The organism is Serratia odorifera (assembly GCF_041448735.1).
Lineage (GTDB): Bacteria > Pseudomonadota > Gammaproteobacteria > Enterobacterales > Enterobacteriaceae > Serratia_F > Serratia_F odorifera.
Genome location: NZ_JBGMUT010000005.1, coordinates 69774 through 86128, shown reverse-complemented (window position 1 = coordinate 86128; position 16355 = coordinate 69774). Strand labels below are relative to the sequence as shown.

Annotated in this window: 13 protein-coding genes; 5 read left to right on the top strand and 8 right to left on the bottom strand. The window is 56.3% G+C overall.

Annotation, left to right across the window (positions count from 1 at the left end; translation table 11 throughout):
• Positions 1-3: 3 nt before the first annotated feature.
• From secD to queA, 4 genes are all read right to left on the bottom strand, one after another.
• Positions 4-1851: a protein translocase subunit SecD gene (secD, locus tag ACCC84_RS14565; protein ID WP_071586624.1), complete on the bottom strand. Its 1848-nt coding sequence runs from the start codon at positions 1849-1851 to the stop codon at positions 4-6.
• A 25-nt stretch (positions 1852-1876) separates the two neighbouring features.
• Entirely contained in the window at positions 1877-2209 is a 333-nt protein-coding gene (gene yajC / locus ACCC84_RS14560; protein WP_004949246.1) for a preprotein translocase subunit YajC, read from the bottom strand.
• A gap of 33 nt (positions 2210-2242) precedes the next feature.
• Positions 2243-3367 (bottom strand): tRNA guanosine(34) transglycosylase Tgt, encoded by a 1125-nt coding sequence (gene tgt / locus ACCC84_RS14555; RefSeq protein WP_039991058.1) that lies wholly within the window; start codon positions 3365-3367, stop codon positions 2243-2245.
• Positions 3368-3541: 174 nt separating this feature from the next.
• Positions 3542-4612, bottom strand: coding sequence for a tRNA preQ1(34) S-adenosylmethionine ribosyltransferase-isomerase QueA (gene queA, locus ACCC84_RS14550; RefSeq protein WP_004954694.1), 1071 nt, complete (start codon positions 4610-4612; stop codon positions 3542-3544).
• Positions 4613-4716: 104 nt separating this feature from the next.
• Between queA and ACCC84_RS14545 the strand changes: the two genes are divergently transcribed.
• From ACCC84_RS14545 to ggt, 3 genes are all read left to right on the top strand, one after another.
• Positions 4717-5298, top strand: coding sequence for an ACP phosphodiesterase (locus ACCC84_RS14545; RefSeq protein ID WP_371902021.1), 582 nt, complete (start codon positions 4717-4719; stop codon positions 5296-5298).
• 246 nt (positions 5299-5544) lie between these two features.
• Positions 5545-6147 carry a peroxiredoxin C gene (locus ACCC84_RS14540; RefSeq protein ID WP_198773369.1) on the top strand — a complete coding sequence of 201 codons (603 nt, stop codon included), beginning with the start codon at positions 5545-5547 and terminating at the stop codon, positions 6145-6147.
• Positions 6148-6403: 256 nt separating this feature from the next.
• Positions 6404-8167, top strand: a complete 1764-nt coding sequence (gene ggt / locus ACCC84_RS14535; RefSeq protein ID WP_004954702.1) for a gamma-glutamyltransferase — start codon at positions 6404-6406, stop codon at positions 8165-8167.
• A gap of 47 nt (positions 8168-8214) precedes the next feature.
• On the opposite strand, the gene malZ is transcribed toward ggt, so the two are convergent.
• On the bottom strand, positions 8215-10035 hold the full coding sequence (malZ, locus tag ACCC84_RS14530; protein ID WP_371902020.1) for a maltodextrin glucosidase: 1821 nt from the start codon (positions 10033-10035) through the stop codon (positions 8215-8217).
• 249 nt (positions 10036-10284) lie between these two features.
• On the opposite strand from malZ, the gene ACCC84_RS14525 reads away from it, so the two are divergent.
• Positions 10285-11550: a mechanosensitive ion channel family protein gene (locus ACCC84_RS14525; RefSeq protein ID WP_371902019.1), complete on the top strand. Its 1266-nt coding sequence runs from the start codon at positions 10285-10287 to the stop codon at positions 11548-11550.
• A 132-nt stretch (positions 11551-11682) separates the two neighbouring features.
• Positions 11683-11952 carry a hypothetical protein gene (locus ACCC84_RS14520; protein WP_371902018.1) on the top strand — a complete coding sequence of 90 codons (270 nt, stop codon included), beginning with the start codon at positions 11683-11685 and terminating at the stop codon, positions 11950-11952.
• Between the two features lie 32 nt (positions 11953-11984).
• On the opposite strand, the gene proY is transcribed toward ACCC84_RS14520, so the two are convergent.
• The 3 genes from proY to ACCC84_RS14505 form a co-directional block, all read right to left on the bottom strand.
• A complete protein-coding gene (proY, locus tag ACCC84_RS14515) occupies positions 11985-13385 on the bottom strand; it encodes a proline-specific permease ProY (protein WP_039991060.1) in 1401 nt (466 codons plus the stop codon).
• A 70-nt stretch (positions 13386-13455) separates the two neighbouring features.
• The gene (gene brnQ, locus ACCC84_RS14510; RefSeq protein ID WP_039991061.1) at positions 13456-14775 is read right to left on the bottom strand and encodes a branched-chain amino acid transport system II carrier protein; all 1320 of its coding nucleotides are present in this window, start codon (positions 14773-14775) and stop codon (positions 13456-13458) included.
• Between the two features lie 448 nt (positions 14776-15223).
• Positions 15224-16330 carry a cobalamin-independent methionine synthase II family protein gene (locus ACCC84_RS14505; protein ID WP_004954716.1) on the bottom strand — a complete coding sequence of 369 codons (1107 nt, stop codon included), beginning with the start codon at positions 16328-16330 and terminating at the stop codon, positions 15224-15226.
• Between the last annotated feature and the right edge of the window lie 25 nt (positions 16331-16355).

The following is a 16355-nucleotide window of genomic DNA, read 5'->3' as shown; positions in this document are numbered from 1 at the left end:
TCCTCAGATAGACAGCTTGTTAATGCGTTTGCCGCCGTAAAGCAGGTTGACGATGGCACGGGTACCGACGATCGCGGTGAACATGGACGTCGCCACACCGATCGCGGTGGTAATCGCAAAGCCTTTAATCGAACCGGTGCCCACTGCGTACAGAATAATCGCGGTGATAAGCGTGGTGATGTTGGCATCGATGATACTGGAGAACGCGCCCTTATAGCCCTCATGGATCGCTTGCTGAACGGAGCGTCCGTTCTTCAGCTCTTCCTTGATACGTTCGTTGATCAGCACGTTGGCATCAACCGCCACCGCCAGCGTCAGCACGATACCGGCAATGCCCGGCATGGTCAGCGTTGCCCCTGGCAACAGCGACATGACGCCGACAATCAGCACCAGGTTGGCGACCAGCGCGCTGGTCGCAATCACACCGAATTTACGGTACCAGACCACCATGAACACGATCGACGCGACCAGGCCCCACAGACAGGCTTCCAGACCTTGAGTGATGTTTTGCATCCCCAGGGTTGGACCGATGGTACGCTCTTCCACGATCTGGATTGGTGCAATCAGCGCACCGGCGCGCAGCAGCAGCGACAGTTGACGTGCTTCATTCGGATTACCGATGCCGGTAATACGGAAGCTGTTGCCCAGACGCGATTGAATGTTGGCAACGTTGATGACTTCTTCCTGCTTAACCAGTACCGAGCGGCCGTTGGCGTCTTTCTTGCCGCTGTCCTTGTACTCCACGAACAGGGTCGCCATCGGTTTGCCGATGTTGTCCTTGGTGAAGTTGGACATGGCGTTGCCGCCAGCGCTGTCCAGCGAGATGTTAACCTGCGGCTGGTTGTACTCGTCCATGGTCGAGGTCGAGTCGGTGATATGATCGCCGGTCAGGATCACCCGCTTGTACAGCACAATCGGCTGGCCTTCACGGGTGTCTTTCACTTCGGAGTCGCCCGGCACGCGGCCGTTCGCTGCCGCCGTGGCATCCACGTTGGTGTTCACCAGGCGGAACTCCAGCGTTGCGGTCGCGCCAAGGATCTCTTTCGCGCGCGCAGTATCCTGAATCCCTGGCAGTTCGACCACGATACGGTCAGAACCCTGGCGCTGCACCAGCGGTTCGGCTACGCCGAGCTGGTTAACACGGTTACGCAGAATAGTGATGTTCTGCTGAACGGCATATTCACGCGCTTCACTCAAACGCGCATCGGTCAGGGTAGCCTTCAGCGTGTTGTTGCCATTGGACGACAGCACCAGATCGCGTTGACGCGGCGTCAGATAGCTGATGGCCTGATCGCGCGCGGCATTGTCACGGAAACGGACCTCAACGCCATATTTGTCCAGTTTACGGATTGACGCATAAGCAATGCCCTTTTCACGCAGATCGCTGCGCAGGGTATCCATGGTCTGCTCTTGCAACTTGCCAAGCGCGGTATCCATGTCGACTTCCATCAGGAAGTGCACGCCACCACGTAAATCGAGGCCCAGTTTCATCGGCTCGGCACCCAGCATGGTCAGCCAGCGCGGCGTAGCCGGAGCCAGGTTCAGCGCAACGACGTATTTGTCGCCCATCGCGGCCATCAGGGCTTCGCGGGCACGCAGCTGAACGTCGGGATCGGAAAAGCGAGCCAGGATTGCGCCTTCTTCCAGTGCAATCGACTTGCTCGCGATCTGGTCTTTTTCTAATACGGTACGGACTTGGTCCAGCGTAGCTTCACTGGCGGCGACACCGCGCGCGCCAGTGATTTGTACAGCCGGATCCTCACCATAAAGGTTGGGAAGCGCATAAAGCAGACCGACGATGATCACCACGATCAGCATCAGATACTTCCACAAAGGATAACGGTTTAGCACGGCAATTCCCTTCGGGAAAACAAAATTACAGGGCCTTCATGGTACCTTTCGGCAGAACGGCCGCCACGAAGTCACGCTTGATCATCACTTCCGTGGTGTCGTTCAGCGCAATAGCGATAATGCCGGTGTCGGCCACTTTGGTGACGCGACCGATCAGACCGCCGGTGGTCAGCACTTCATCGCCCTTGCCGATGGAGTCCATCAGCTTCTTATGCTCTTTGGCGCGTTTCTGCTGTGGGCGCAGGATCATGAAATAGAAGATCAGACCAAACACCACCAGCATAATGATCAGAGAGTACGGGCTTCCCTGAGCCGGAGCCCCTGCGGATGCGACGGCGTCAGAAATGAAAAAGCTCATTGAAATTCCCTCATTAAGTTATCAATTATTAATTCAAACAGTTAAAGGTGGAACCGGCTTGCCGATCCGACCATAGAAGTCCGCAACAAACGTCTCTAATTTACCCTCTTCAATAGCCTGGCGTAAACCCGCCATCACACGCTGGTAGTAGCGCAGGTTATGAATCGTATTCAAACGGGCACCGAGTATTTCGTTGCAACGGTCGAGATGATGCAAGTAGGCGCGACTGTAATTGCGACATGTGTAGCAATCACACTCGTTATCCAGCGGAGAAGTATCATCCTTGTGCTTGGCATTACGGATTTTTACCACACCGTCGGTCACGAACAGATGGCCGTTACGGGCGTTACGCGTCGGCATCACGCAATCGAACATATCGATACCGCGACGCACGCCTTCCACCAGATCTTCCGGTTTACCCACCCCCATCAGATAGCGTGGCTTATCTTCCGGAATTTGCGGACAAACATGTTCGAGAATGCGATGCATGTCTTCTTTCGGCTCACCAACCGCCAGGCCGCCCACAGCGTAACCATCAAAGCCGATCTCCACCAGCCCTTTTACTGAAACATCACGTAAATCTTCGTAAACGCCGCCCTGAATAATGCCAAACAGCGCATTTTTGTTATTCAGCTCGTCAAACCGTGCGCGACTGCGCTGCGCCCAGCGCAGGGACATTTCCATCGACCGTTTGGCATAATCCCAATCGGCCGGGTACGGCGTGCATTCATCAAAGATCATCACGATATCGGAACCCAGGTCATACTGGATTTCCATCGACTTTTCCGGACTGAGGAACACTTTGTCGCCGTTGATCGGATTGCGGAAGTATACGCCTTCCTCTTTGATCTTGCGCATCGCGCCGAGGCTAAACACCTGAAAACCACCGGAATCGGTCAGAATCGGCCCGTGCCATTGCATAAAGTCATGCAGATCGCCGTGCAGCTTCATGATTTCCTGCCCCGGACGCAGCCACAGGTGGAAGGTATTACCCAGCAAAATCTGTGCACCGGTCTCTTTGACTTCTTCCGGCGTCATGCCTTTTACCGTGCCGTAAGTGCCGACCGGCATAAAGGCCGGTGTTTCTACCACACCGCGTTCAAATACCAGGCGGCCACGGCGAGCGCGACCATCGGTTGTCTGTAATTCGTACTTCACAATGCCTCCAGCGTCAGAGAAACAGTCTGACGTCATAAATACCTGTCATGCTTGAAACGGCCTCTGTATTGGCGGCGTTCACTCACCCGAATCATTGACTCTCGCAAGCCCGTCGGGGGTCGCTCACATACTGCCTTGACGCCGTTTCAATTATTTTGGGTATACCTCGAAAATTTATTTGCCGACGGACTCGTTTTCCGCCTGCGGATTACGACTGATAAACATCGCATCACCATAACTGAAGAAACGGTATTGCTCGGCCACCGCCTGTCGATAGGCATTCATGGTGTTCTGATAGCCGGCAAAGGCCGAAACCAGCATGATCAGCGTCGATTCCGGCAGGTGGAAATTGGTGATCAGCGCATCAATGACCTGATAGTGATATCCCGGATAGATGAAAATACGGGTATCGCCGAAGAATGGCGCGATCGGTGCATCCTGGCTGGCCTTGGCGGCGCTTTCCAGTGAGCGCACCGAGGTGGTGCCGACGGCGACCACGCGCTTGCCGCGCGCCTTGCAGGCCAATACCGCATCAACCACCTCTTGCGGCACTTCGGCGTATTCGGCGTGCATCACATGTTCTTCGATGGTTTCGACCCGCACCGGCTGGAAGGTGCCTGCGCCGACGTGCAGGGTAACGAACGCCATTTCGACGCCCTTCTCACGCAGCGCCGCCAGCAGCGGCTCGTCAAAGTGCAGCCCGGCGGTTGGCGCCGCAACCGCGCCCGGCTTCTGGCTGTAAACGGTCTGATACAGTTCGCGATCGGCGTCTTCGTCCGGCCGATCGATATACGGCGGCAGCGGCATATGCCCCACCGCATTGAGAATGGTAAACACGTCGCGCGGATCGTCAAAGCGCAGTTCAAACAGCGTATCGTGACGCGCCACCATGGTGGCAGGAATGCTGTCGTCGTCACCCAGCAACAGCGCAGCGCCCGGTTTTGGCGCCTTGGATGCGCGGACATGCGCCAACACCCGATGATCGTCGAGCACCCGCTCGACCAGCACTTCGATTTTCCCGCCACTGGCCTTGCGGCCAAAGATACGCGCCGGGATCACCCGGGTATTGTTGAACACCAGCAGATCGCCGGCCTCCAGTTGATCCAGCAGATCGGTGAATACGCCGTGCGTCAACTTCCCCGTCGGTCCATCCAGTTGCAACAAGCGGCAACCGCTGCGTTGAGGTTGTGGATAACGTGCAATTAACGACTCGGGAAGATCAAAAGAAAAATCGGCGACGCGCATGGATAATCACTTCAGCTAAAAAAACAGGCGGCCTAGTCTAAAGCCGCCGGCCGCCGGCAGCAAGAAATAAGGAGGATTCGCCGCAGTTCGGGTATAGTTGACGGATGAATTTTCTCGCTCATCTCCATTTGGCCCAGTTGGCGGACAGCTCGCTGCTGGGCAACCTGTTGGCCGACTTCGTACGCGGCAACCCCGCAGCCGACTATGCACCCGAGGTGGTGGCCGGCATCATGCTGCACCGGCGCATCGACGTGCTCACCGACTCGTTGCCGCAGGTCAAGGCCTGTCGCGATTTTTTCAGCGATCGGCACCGCCGCGTCGCGCCGATTACGCTCGATGTGGTGTGGGATCACTTTCTGGCACGCCATTGGCAACAGATAGAGCCGTCGCGCAGCCTGGAACGTTTCACTCAGGAAGCGCGCAGCCAGATTGTGCCGCATCTGCCGCTGACCCCGGCGCGTTTTCAGAACCTGAATAACTACCTGTGGCCGGAACGCTGGCTGGAACGCTATGCCGAACTGCCGTTCATCGCCACGGTATTGCAGGGCATGGCCAACCGCCGCCCGCGATTGGCGGCGCTGGCGGGCTCGTTTGACGACGTTGAACGCCATTATCATCAACTTGAAACACAGTTCTGGCAGTTTTACCCGCAGATGATGCAGAAGGCAAAAGCCAAAGCGCTATGACCGCCACGTATCGCTACGACAAGAAAATGTTTTTAGCGCTTGCCCTTTTTTGCGAAAAGGTTATTTTTAAAGCTTGCTAAATTTAAACGATGAATTTAATAGGCGAAAGCTATCTCATTGATTGGTAGTTTGCCCTTTATTCACCGCACCAAGGCCCCTATACTGGCTCAAGTTTTTACCCAACGGCTGGTGGTTTACACGCCGATGGGTATACATCAACCCTTAACAACTATTACAGGAGTAATCATGGTCCTGGTAACTCGTCAAGCCCCTGACTTCACTGCTGCTGCCGTACTCGGCAATGGCGAAATCGTTGAAAACTTCAACCTGAAGAAGCACCTGAACGGCAAGCCTGCCGTACTGTTCTTCTGGCCGATGGACTTCACCTTCGTCTGTCCTTCCGAACTGATCGCTTTCGATCACCGTTATGAAGAATTCCAGAAGCGTGGCGTTGAAGTTGTTGGCGTTTCCTTCGATTCAGAATTCGTCCACAACGCATGGCGTAAAACCCCTGTCGACAAAGGCGGCATCGGCGAAGTGAAATACGCAATGGTTGCTGACGTGAAGCGTGAAATCCAAAAAGCTTACGGCATCGAGCACCCAGAAGCCGGCGTTGCGCTGCGCGGCTCTTTCCTGATCGACAAAGACGGCATCGTGCGTGCACAGGTCGTTAACGACCTGCCAATCGGCCGTAACATCGACGAAATGATCCGTACCGTTGACGCGCTGCAATTCCACGAAGAGCACGGCGAAGTGTGCCCGGCTCAGTGGGAAAAAGGCAAAGCGGGTATGGGCGCATCCCCAGACGGCGTGGCCAAATACCTGTCTGAAAACGCTGCCAAGCTGTAATTTCCACAGCCAAGCAGACAACCGGTCAGCCTCGCTGGCCGGTTTTTTTTTGCCCTTTTATCGTGCACGCTGCCCTTTTTTCGGGCCTGCCAACCTAATAATTCCTTGTTTCCGCTCACATTCCACCCTCTATTTTCAGCACGGACGCGACTGTAGCGCTACGCTGTAATCGCTGGCCTGCTGTTTGCAGAGCATCACAGTACCCCCGCACCATGACGGGGGCATCACAATAAAAACTGACAGGGTAGGAAGAACTATGCGTTTGCAAAAATGGAGTAAGCCCCTGACCGTGGCGGCGCTGCTGGTCAGCGGCAGCCTGTACGCCGCGTCAAACCCGGCGGTAGAAGCCCGGAATGGTATGGTGGTCACATCACAGCATCTCGCCTCGCAGATTGGCGTGGATATTCTCAAGATGGGCGGTAACGCCGTGGATGCGGCCGTCGCGGTCGGCTACGCTCAGGCGGTGGTCAACCCCTGCTGCGGCAATATCGGCGGCGGCGGTTTTATGACCATTCATTTAGCCGACGGCAGCGACACCTTTATCAACTTCCGTGAAACCGCCCCGGCGGCGGCCAGCGCCAACATGTATCTGGACGCCGACGGCAAGGTCAGGAAAGACGCCAGCCTGTATGGCTACCTGGCGGCCGGCGTGCCGGGCACGGTACTCGGGATGGAAACCGCCCGTAAAAAATACGGCAAGCTGAGCCGTGAACAGGTGATGGCGCCAGCAATCAAACTGGCGCGCGAGGGCTTCGTACTGACCCGCGCCGATACCGATATTCTTGATACCACCGTAGCCCGCTTCAAGCAGGATGCGGAGGCGGCCAGGATTTTCCTGCGCAAGGACGGATCTGCGCTGCAACCGGGCGATCGTCTGGTGCAAAGCGATCTGGCCAATACGCTGGAGGCCATTGCCAAAAACGGGCCGGATGCGTTCTACCACGGTAAAATTCCGCAGGCGGTTGAGGCAGCGGCAAAACAGGGTGGCGGTATTTTGACCGCTGCCGATTTTGCCAACTATAAAGTGACCGAAACGCCGCCGATCGTTTGCAGCTACCGCGGCTATAAGTTCGTTTCATCACCGCCGCCCAGCTCTGGCGGGGTGACGCTGTGTGAGACGCTGAACGTGCTGGAAGGCTACGATCTGAAAAGCATGGGCTTCAATTCAGCCGCCGCGATCCATACCATGACCGAAGCCATGCGTCATGCCTATATGGATCGCAACACCTATCTCGGCGATCCGGAATTTATCAAGAATCCTATCGACCGGCTGGTCAGCAAAAGTTACGCCGAACAGATCCGCAAGAAAATCGTCGCCGGCAAGGCAACGCCGTCTGAAAACGTGCAGCCAGGCATGGAACCGCATGAAAAACCGGAAACTACCCATTACTCGATTGTCGATCATCAGGGCAACGCGGTGTCCACCACCTATACCGTCAATGGCCGCTTTGGTGCAGTGGTGATCGCGCCGGGCACCGGTTTCTTCCTGAACGATGAAATGGACGACTTCACCGTTAAGGTCGGCGAGAAAAACCTGTACGGCCTGGTACAGGGCACCGCCAACTCCATCGCCCCCGGTAAGCGCCCACTATCGTCAATGAGCCCGACGCTGGTGACCAAGGACAATAAAATATTTATGGTTCTCGGCTCGCCGGGCGGTTCGCGCATCATCACTATCACGCTACAAACCGCGTTGAACGTGATAGACCACGGCATGGCGCCACAAGAAGCAGTCGACGCCGCGCGCATTCACCACCAGTGGCTGCCAGACGAAGTGTATTACGAACAGCGCGGCGTATCGGCCGATACGCTGAACATCTTGCACGACATGGGCTATAAAATGGTGGAACAAACGCCGTGGGGCGCCGCCGAGCTGATTCTGGTAGGCTTGCCGGGAGCTGCGGGCGTGACGCCGGCCAACTCCGGCAACGACTCGGCGGTGTCAGGCAAAGTACGCGAAGGCTACCTGTACGGTGCCAACGACGTTCGCCGCCCGGCCGGCTCCGCCGTAGGCTACTGAGCACCATGATGGGGCCGGTCAAACGGCCCCTGACGCAGCGCCTGATGCTATAAGGTCCACAGCGTCACCGACTGCTCAGCCAATCGCAGCACCACGCCGTCGTCGCAAGACTGCATATCCCCCAGTCCTTCCTGCCGCTGCCAATCTCCCGGCGGCAACAGCGGACTGTAGGGCAGCGCTATTTCATGGTTGCTGGCGTCGCGCTGCAGCGCCACCAATACCCGTTCATGCTGGTAAGTACGTACAAACACCAGCGTTTCGCCGTGCGCGAACAGCACCTGACAACCTCCACGACGCAGCGCCTTGCTCTTTTTACGCAATGCCGCCATCCGCTGGAACAGATTCAGCAGTGCGTAGTTCCACTGGCTCTCATCCCACGGGAACGGTTTACGGCAGAATGGGTCATTATCACCGTCCAAACCAATTTCGTCGCCGTAATACAGGCAAGGCACCCCTATCCAGCTCATCAGCCAGACCGCCGCCATCTGCATACGTGGCAGATTACCGCCCAACAGGGTCAGGAAACGCGGCGTATCGTGACTGTCTAGCTGGTTAAACATAATCAACTGGCGATTATGCGGCAGGCCGGCACGGTAGCTATCCATCCAGTGGGCGGTTTCAGCCGCGTCCAGCTTCAGTGGCTGCAATGCGACGTCCAGACCCGCGAGAAATCCGCGCAGTGGTAACGCAAAGCCCATGTAGTTCATCGCCGCATCTTCCACCCCGGCATGCAGCCAGCGGCGAGCGTCACCAAAATGCTCGCCCATGATGTAGGCATGAGGGTTCACCTCGCGAGCGGCCCGATGGATGCCAGCCAGGTGCTGCAGATTACCGCAGGCACCGCCGTTTTCCCCCAGCATGTGCACCACGTCCAAACGCCAGCCGTCAATGCGGTACGGCGGTTTCAGCCAATGGCGTACCACGCTGTCTTCATCGCCATAAATTGCGCGTGCCACCGCAGGTTCGGCATAGTTCAGCTTCGGCAGACTGGCGTTACCTTTCCAGGTCAACGCGGTACCGTCCGGGTAAAAGTTAAACCAGTTACGGTAGGGAGAGTCAGGGTGATGGCAGGCTCCCTGCTCCGTTTGCTGATGGCGATCGAACCACGGATGCGAGTCGCCGGTGTGATTAAACACCCCATCCAGGAGCAGTTTCATTCCCACCTTGTGAGTGCTTACTCGCAGGCGGCGAAACGCGGCATTGCCGCCGAAATGGGGATCAACCTGATAATAGTCTTCGGTGTCGTACTTGTGCACACTCGGCGCCTTGAAAATCGGGTTAAGGTACAGCGCGGTAACCCCCAGGCGTTTCAGGTAGGGCAACCGCTGAACGATACCGTCCAGATCGCCGCCGTAAAAGGTTGACGCATCATGCTGTGCTTCTAGCGGATGCTGCCAGTCACGGCGAATGACCTCGGTACCCGCCGCATGATGGTAATAACTGCCGCTCTGCAGGTTATACGCGGCGCCGCTGCTGGCAAACCGATCGGGGAAAATCTGATAAAACAGCTGATCGGCCACCCAGCCTGCGCCGCTGTCCGGTTCCTCCAGCGCGAATTGCGTCAACTGACCGATCGGCATCAGCGACCAGCCAAGTGGTCCAAACCACCGCTGGCGATCCTGCCACAGCAATTTGAAGCAATAACGGCGCGTCGCCTCCCCCTCGTTCAGCGGCAGGCTGGCCTGATAGCGCTGCCGGCCATCCACCGCACGCGCTTTCATCTCCAGCAGCCATTCTTCATTGTCAGGTTCGGCCCGCAGAAACACCTGTTTAGGCAGATCGTCACCCTGTAACCACAGGGTAATATCCAGGCGTTGTCCCTTTTTGACCACAAAAGGTGGAACCGGTTGATGCCAGGCGTCAAGCATACTGTTCTCCTACTGTACCAAACGAAATCGACGACATTGTCCACTGGCGCGAACAATGCCACGTTGAGTGCAATTCCCCCTCCTCTTTTCAGCCTAAAATCAGGGTGGAGCCGGGGGGTGGAGCCCGAGTTGTGTTAACCTAACCCAATGTAAAAAAAGGTAAACAGCTACACATTGGTTCTGATGGCCCTTAGGCTAACGTCTTATAAGTGTATTGGATTTTTTTCGGACATGTTTTAAGGAGCGGGAATGCAACAGCGGATTGCCCAATGGCTGGGGAAATTTGGCATCGAGTTCACCGATGTAATGTCATTGGTTATGGTACTGGGGCTGATCGTCCTGATCTCGGTAGTTATTCATCTGGTGCTGCACCGGGTGGTGCTGGCGGCCATTCAACGCCGCGGCCAGCAGTCGCAGCGAGTCTGGCAACAGGCGCTAACGCAGCACAAACTGTTTCAGCGTGCGGCGCTGTTGCTGCAAGGGGTGATCATCAACCTGCAGGCTATTTTGTGGCTGCATAACGGTAGCCAGACGCAGGCGTTCATCGTTACCGCCGCCCAGGTATGGATACTGGCTTTTGTGCTGCTGACGCTGTTTTCGCTGCTCGATACCCTGCTGGCGATGCTGCGCCAGAGCCCAGTTGCCAATCAACTGCCGTTGCGCGGGATTTTCCAAGGGATCAAACTGGTTGCGGCTATCCTGATCGGCATCGCGATTGTGTCACTGCTGATGGGCAAATCGCCGCTGTTACTGTTAAGCGGCCTGGGTGCGATGACCGCCGTACTGATGTTGGTGTTCAAGGATCCGATCCTCGGTCTGGTGGCGGGCATTCAACTGTCTGCCAACGATATGCTGAAGATCGGTGACTGGCTGGAGATGCCTAAATACGGCGCCGACGGCGCGGTCATCGACATCGGTCTGACCACGGTGAAAGTGCGCAACTGGGACAATACCATCACCACCATCCCCACCTACGCACTGATTTCGGATTCGTTCAAAAACTGGCGCTCGATGTCTGAGTCCGGCGGGCGCCGCATCAAGCGCAGCATTAATATCGACACCACCAGCGTACATTTCCTGTCTGAACAGGAGCAGCAACGGCTTAACCGCAACCCGCTGCTGCTACAGTACCTGAACGGCAAGGCGCAGGAACTGAATGAATACAATCGGCAAAAACAGTGGGATCTCAGCTCGCCGCTTAACGGCCGCCGCTTGACCAACCTCGGCACGCTGCGCGCCTATCTGGAAGCCTATTTACGCGCCCATCCGGATATTCACCAGGAAATGACGCTGATGGTTCGCCAACTGGCACCGACCCCGGAAGGTTTGCCACTGGAGATTTACGCGTTTACCAACACCACGGTCTGGGCAAAATACGAAAGTATTCAGGCGGATATCTTTGACCATATTCTGGCGGTGATCGGTGAGTTTGATCTGCGCATTCACCAAACGCCGACCGGCAACGATATGCGCAGCATGCTGAATCCACGGCATACAGGCAGCGACGTTTCCTGACCTCAACTGACGAAATAATTTCCACTGGTAATTATTCTGCTCTGATTGCCAGTAAATATCTCCCACCTCTTCCCATCTACGATTAAAACGGCGTTAATGCGGGCAGGCAAGCCCATTGCAGGAGATACGCCAATGCTGAAACGCCTTAAACACCGTTTATTGATCATGCTGTCAACCCTGCTGTTTGTCGGCTGTCTGCACAGCGCCAGGCTGGACGAAGCCCGTATGAGCAGCGCCTTGCAGCCGGCGCTGAGCGCGTTAAGCAGCAATATGCAGGATATCCGCGAAGCGTTGTCGCGCTGTGCGCGCGACGACGAAGAAGAAAGCAGCCTGTATGATGGCGCACTGGCGACCGAAGCACACATCTCTGGCAGTGACGACGAGGCAGAACGGCAGCGCTAAAAAAACACCGGCACAAGGCCGGTGTTTGAGAGTTAGTCCTGCGCCAACTGCGCGCGCTTTTTCTGGCGGTTGACCTTGAAGTAGTAGCCAGCCAATAGCAACGCCACCCACACCAGGCCGGCGTACAGCGACACGCGGGTGGTTGGGAAGTAGCCGATCAGACCAATGATGAACACCAGGAACACGATGGCGATCACCGCGGTGAACACCCCACCACGCAGCGGAAACTCCAGCTTCTTGACCTGCTCTTTGCTCAAACTGCGACGAAAAGCGATCTGCGAACACAGGATCATGATCCAGACCCAGACGGTGGCAAAGGTGGCCAGCGATGCAATTACCAGGAATACGCTTTCCGGCATGATGTAGTTGAGATAGACCGCAATCAGCAGCGCCGCCATCATCACCACCACCGTGACCCACGGAATGCCGCGTTTGGACACCTTGCTGAACATTTTCGGCGCATGGCCCTGTTCGGCCATGCCGTGCAGCATGCGGCCCACGCCAAACACATCGCTGTTAATCGCCGACAGCGAGGCGGTGATCACCACAAAATTGAGGATGCCGGCAGCCACGGTGATCCCCATGTGCTGGAAGGTCAGCACGAACGGGCTGCCGTTGGTTCCCACCTGGTTCCACGGGTAAATCGACATGATCACGAACAGCGTACCGACGTAGAACACCAGAATACGCCACGGTACCGAGTTGATGGCTTTCGGGATCGACTTCTTCGGATCCTTGGCTTCCCCGGCGGTAATACCGATAATTTCAATGCCGCCATAGGCAAACATCACCAGTTGCAGCGACAGGATCATGCCGATAAAGCCGTTGCTGAAGAAGCCGCCATTGCTCCACAGGTTGTGGATGCCGGTGGCCTGCCCTCCGTTGCCGATACCCCAGACGATGATGCCGATACCGGCTGCAATCATGATGATAATGGTGGCAACTTTAAAGAACGAGAACCAGAACTCCAGTTCACCGAACACCTTGACGCTCATCAGGTTGATGGCGCCAATGATCAGCACCACGCTCAATACCCAAATCCAGTGCTGCACCTCCGGGAACCAGACGCCCATATAAATGCCGAACGCGGTAACGTCGGCAATGGCGACAATCAGAATTTCAAAACAGTAGGTCCAGCCGGTGATATAACCGGCCATCGGGCCAAGATAATCCTGCGCATAGCGCGAAAACGAACTGGCCTGCGGATTGTTGACCGACATCTCGCCCAGCGCGCGCATGATGATGAACGCGACAATACCGCCGATCAGATACGCCAGCAGTACGCTGGGGCCAGCCATGCGGATAGCGTCCGCCGAGCCGTAAAACAGCCCGGTGCCAATCGCCGAGCCGAGCGCCATAAAACGAATGTGACGCGTACTGAGGCCACGCTTGAGCTTATTGGCCGGTGGGGTAGAGGGTGTTTCCTGTTGCATTTAAAGACCTGTCTTCTTATACGCAAAAAAGCCACGGACAAGTCCGTGGCCCAAAATTCTGACCGCTCGGTTATTGATGCACGGTAACTTCAGCGCGCGTACATACCCGATCGTAAATGGCGGCCAAGACCAGCATCAACATCGACGGCGGCAACCAGGCCAGTCCCTGTTCGGCCAGCGGCAGATGCGTGCTCCACGCCGGCAGCAGGTGCTGGAAGCTGGATGCCTTCACGGCGTCAAGGATACCAAACAACAGGCTGATGAGCATCACCGGCGCGACAATACGCGGTGCACTGTGCCACATCCGCAGCGTGAAGCTCAACACCACCAGTACAATGCACGGCGGATAGATGGCCGTCAGCACCGGAATGGAAATCTGGATCAGATGGCTCAAACCGAGGTTGGACACCAGCATCGAGAACAGACCCAAAATGAACACCAGCGTCTTGTAGGAAAACGGCAGATATTGCGCAAAGAATTCCGCACAGGCGCAGGTCAGGCCCACCGCGGTAACCATACAGGCAATGAAAATCAGCGCCGCCAGGAAGAAACTGCCCAGACTACCGAAGGTATTTTGCACGTAAGCGTGCAGGATCACCGCGCCGTTGGTGGCGTCAGGTACCAGCACCCCACTGCCGGAGCCCAGTTTGAACAGGCTCAGGTAAACCAGCGTCAGGCCGATACCGGCGATCAGACCGGCGAAAATAGTGTAACGGGTAAGCAGTCCGGCGTCCTTCACCCCACGCGAACGCGCGGCGTTGACTATCACGATACCGAAGACCATCGCACCCAGGGTATCCATGGTCAGATAGCCATTGACGAAGCCCGAGGAGAACGGCACGTTTTGATAGATGTCGATAGCGGGAACCGGCGAGCCTGCCGGCCACAGCAGTGCAGCAACGCCCAGCGCGCCCAGTGCGACGATCTTCAGCGGCGCCAGAATATGGCCCACGGTATCAAGCAGTCGCCCCGGATAGAGAGAGATGGCCACCACCAGCGCAAAATAGACCACGCTATAGATAAACAGCGGCGTAGCGCCGTCACCGGTCAACGGTGCGATGCCCACTTCGAAAGAAACGGTTGCGGTACGCGGAATGGCGAATAGCGGGCCGACGGCCAGATAGCAGACGGTGGCCAACAGTAAACCGGCTTTGCGACCGATTGGCGAGCTGAGGGCGTCAATACCGCCGCCAACCCGCGCCAACGCGATCACCGTCATCACCGGTAGGCCCACGGCGGTAATCAGGAAGCCGAGTGCCGCGGTCCAGACGTGTTCACCAGACTGCAAACCTACCATCGGCGGGAAAATGATATTCCCGGCGCCGACGAATAAGGCAAAGGTCATAAACCCCAATGCCAGAATATCTCTTGACGTTAAACGATGACTCATACGATGTCGTGTTGCCTGTTCAAATGAAAAAAAAGTTCGCTAGCATGGCGGCGTAGCGCCCCCATCCGGTTGTCGGCATGCCATGACATCACAGCGCAACAAGGTCGAAAAACGCACAACTCCCGGCGTTTCATCCTTAATGCAGAAGTAACCACTGTTGATGTTTGGCGAGTTTTAGAAGTTATAAAATGGAGGATTCATCCAACAACGGAGGGTAAGTAAATCGTTTATAGCGCCAAAAGGCAATACGTACGATAAAAAGCAGAGCTATTGACCAGACAATCTTTCACCGCCAGTCGATCATGTCGGTCATATGGAAATATGCCCTACATGATTTGTATCATTTTTAATCAACCAACTCACAAAACGTGAAACAAATACCGTCTCGCCGCGCGCAAATGCCATTTAATGACGGTTTTTCGCGCGGCGTTAACGCATCTTTCCGCGCTTACCAAACCTGCCCGGCAATGTTAACCACGCTACGCAGCTTGTCCCACTGCTGCTGTTCGCTCAGACTATTGCCCTCTTCCGTCGAGGCAAAGCCGCATTGTGTGCTGAGGCACAGTTGACGGCGGTCGACAAACTGCGCGGCCTCCTCCAGCCGTTGCTTCACCTGCTCAGGGTTCTCCAGTTCACCGTTTTTGGTAGTGATAAGCCCCAATACCACCTGCTGGCGGCCCGGCTTGATAAAGCGTAGCGGTTCGAACCCGCCGGAACGTTGATTGTCATATTCCAGGAAGAAGGCATCGATATTCACCTGGCCGAACAGGATCTCCGCCACCGGCTCGTAACCGCCCTCTGAAATCCAGGTTGAGCGGAAGTTGCCACGACACACGTGCAGACCAATGGTCAGATCCTGCGGCTTGTCGGCGATCGCCGCATTCAGCACATCGGCATAAATCCGCGCCAATTGATCCGGATCTTCGCCACGTTCGCGGATCTGGCGCCGTTGATCCTCGGAGCATAAATACGCCCACACCGTGTCATCCAACTGCAAATAACGGCAGCCGGCTGCATAAAATGCCGCGATGGCGTCACGATAGGTTTGCGCCAAATCGGCAAAATACGCATCCAGCTGCGGGTAGACCTGGCTGTCGATCGCCTGACGGCCGCCGCGAAAATGCAGCACGCTCGGGCTGGGAATGGTCATCTTCGGTACTGCGTCACCGGCAATCGTCTGCAAATAACGAAAATCTGCCAACATCGGGTGCTGTGGGTTAAAGCCCAGTTTACCCACCACTTTGATACTGCGCGCTTTGGTTTGCACTCCGTTGAACTGGATGCCCTGGTTGGCATCGTAGCCTTCTACGCCGTTCAGACCTTCCAGAAAATCAAAATGCCACCATGCCCGGCGAAACTCACCGTCGGTAACCACCGCCAAACCAAGTGCCCGCTGTGCATCAACTGCCAGACGAATCTGCTCGTCTTCCACCGTACGCAGCGCGGCGGCATCGATTTCGCCACGCTGATACTGCTGGCGCGCGGTTTTTAGCGCCGCAGGGCGCAACAGGCTACCGACGACGTCGGCGTGAAAAGCGTGGTGACATTCGCACATGATTTTGACTCCCAGTGACAGACAA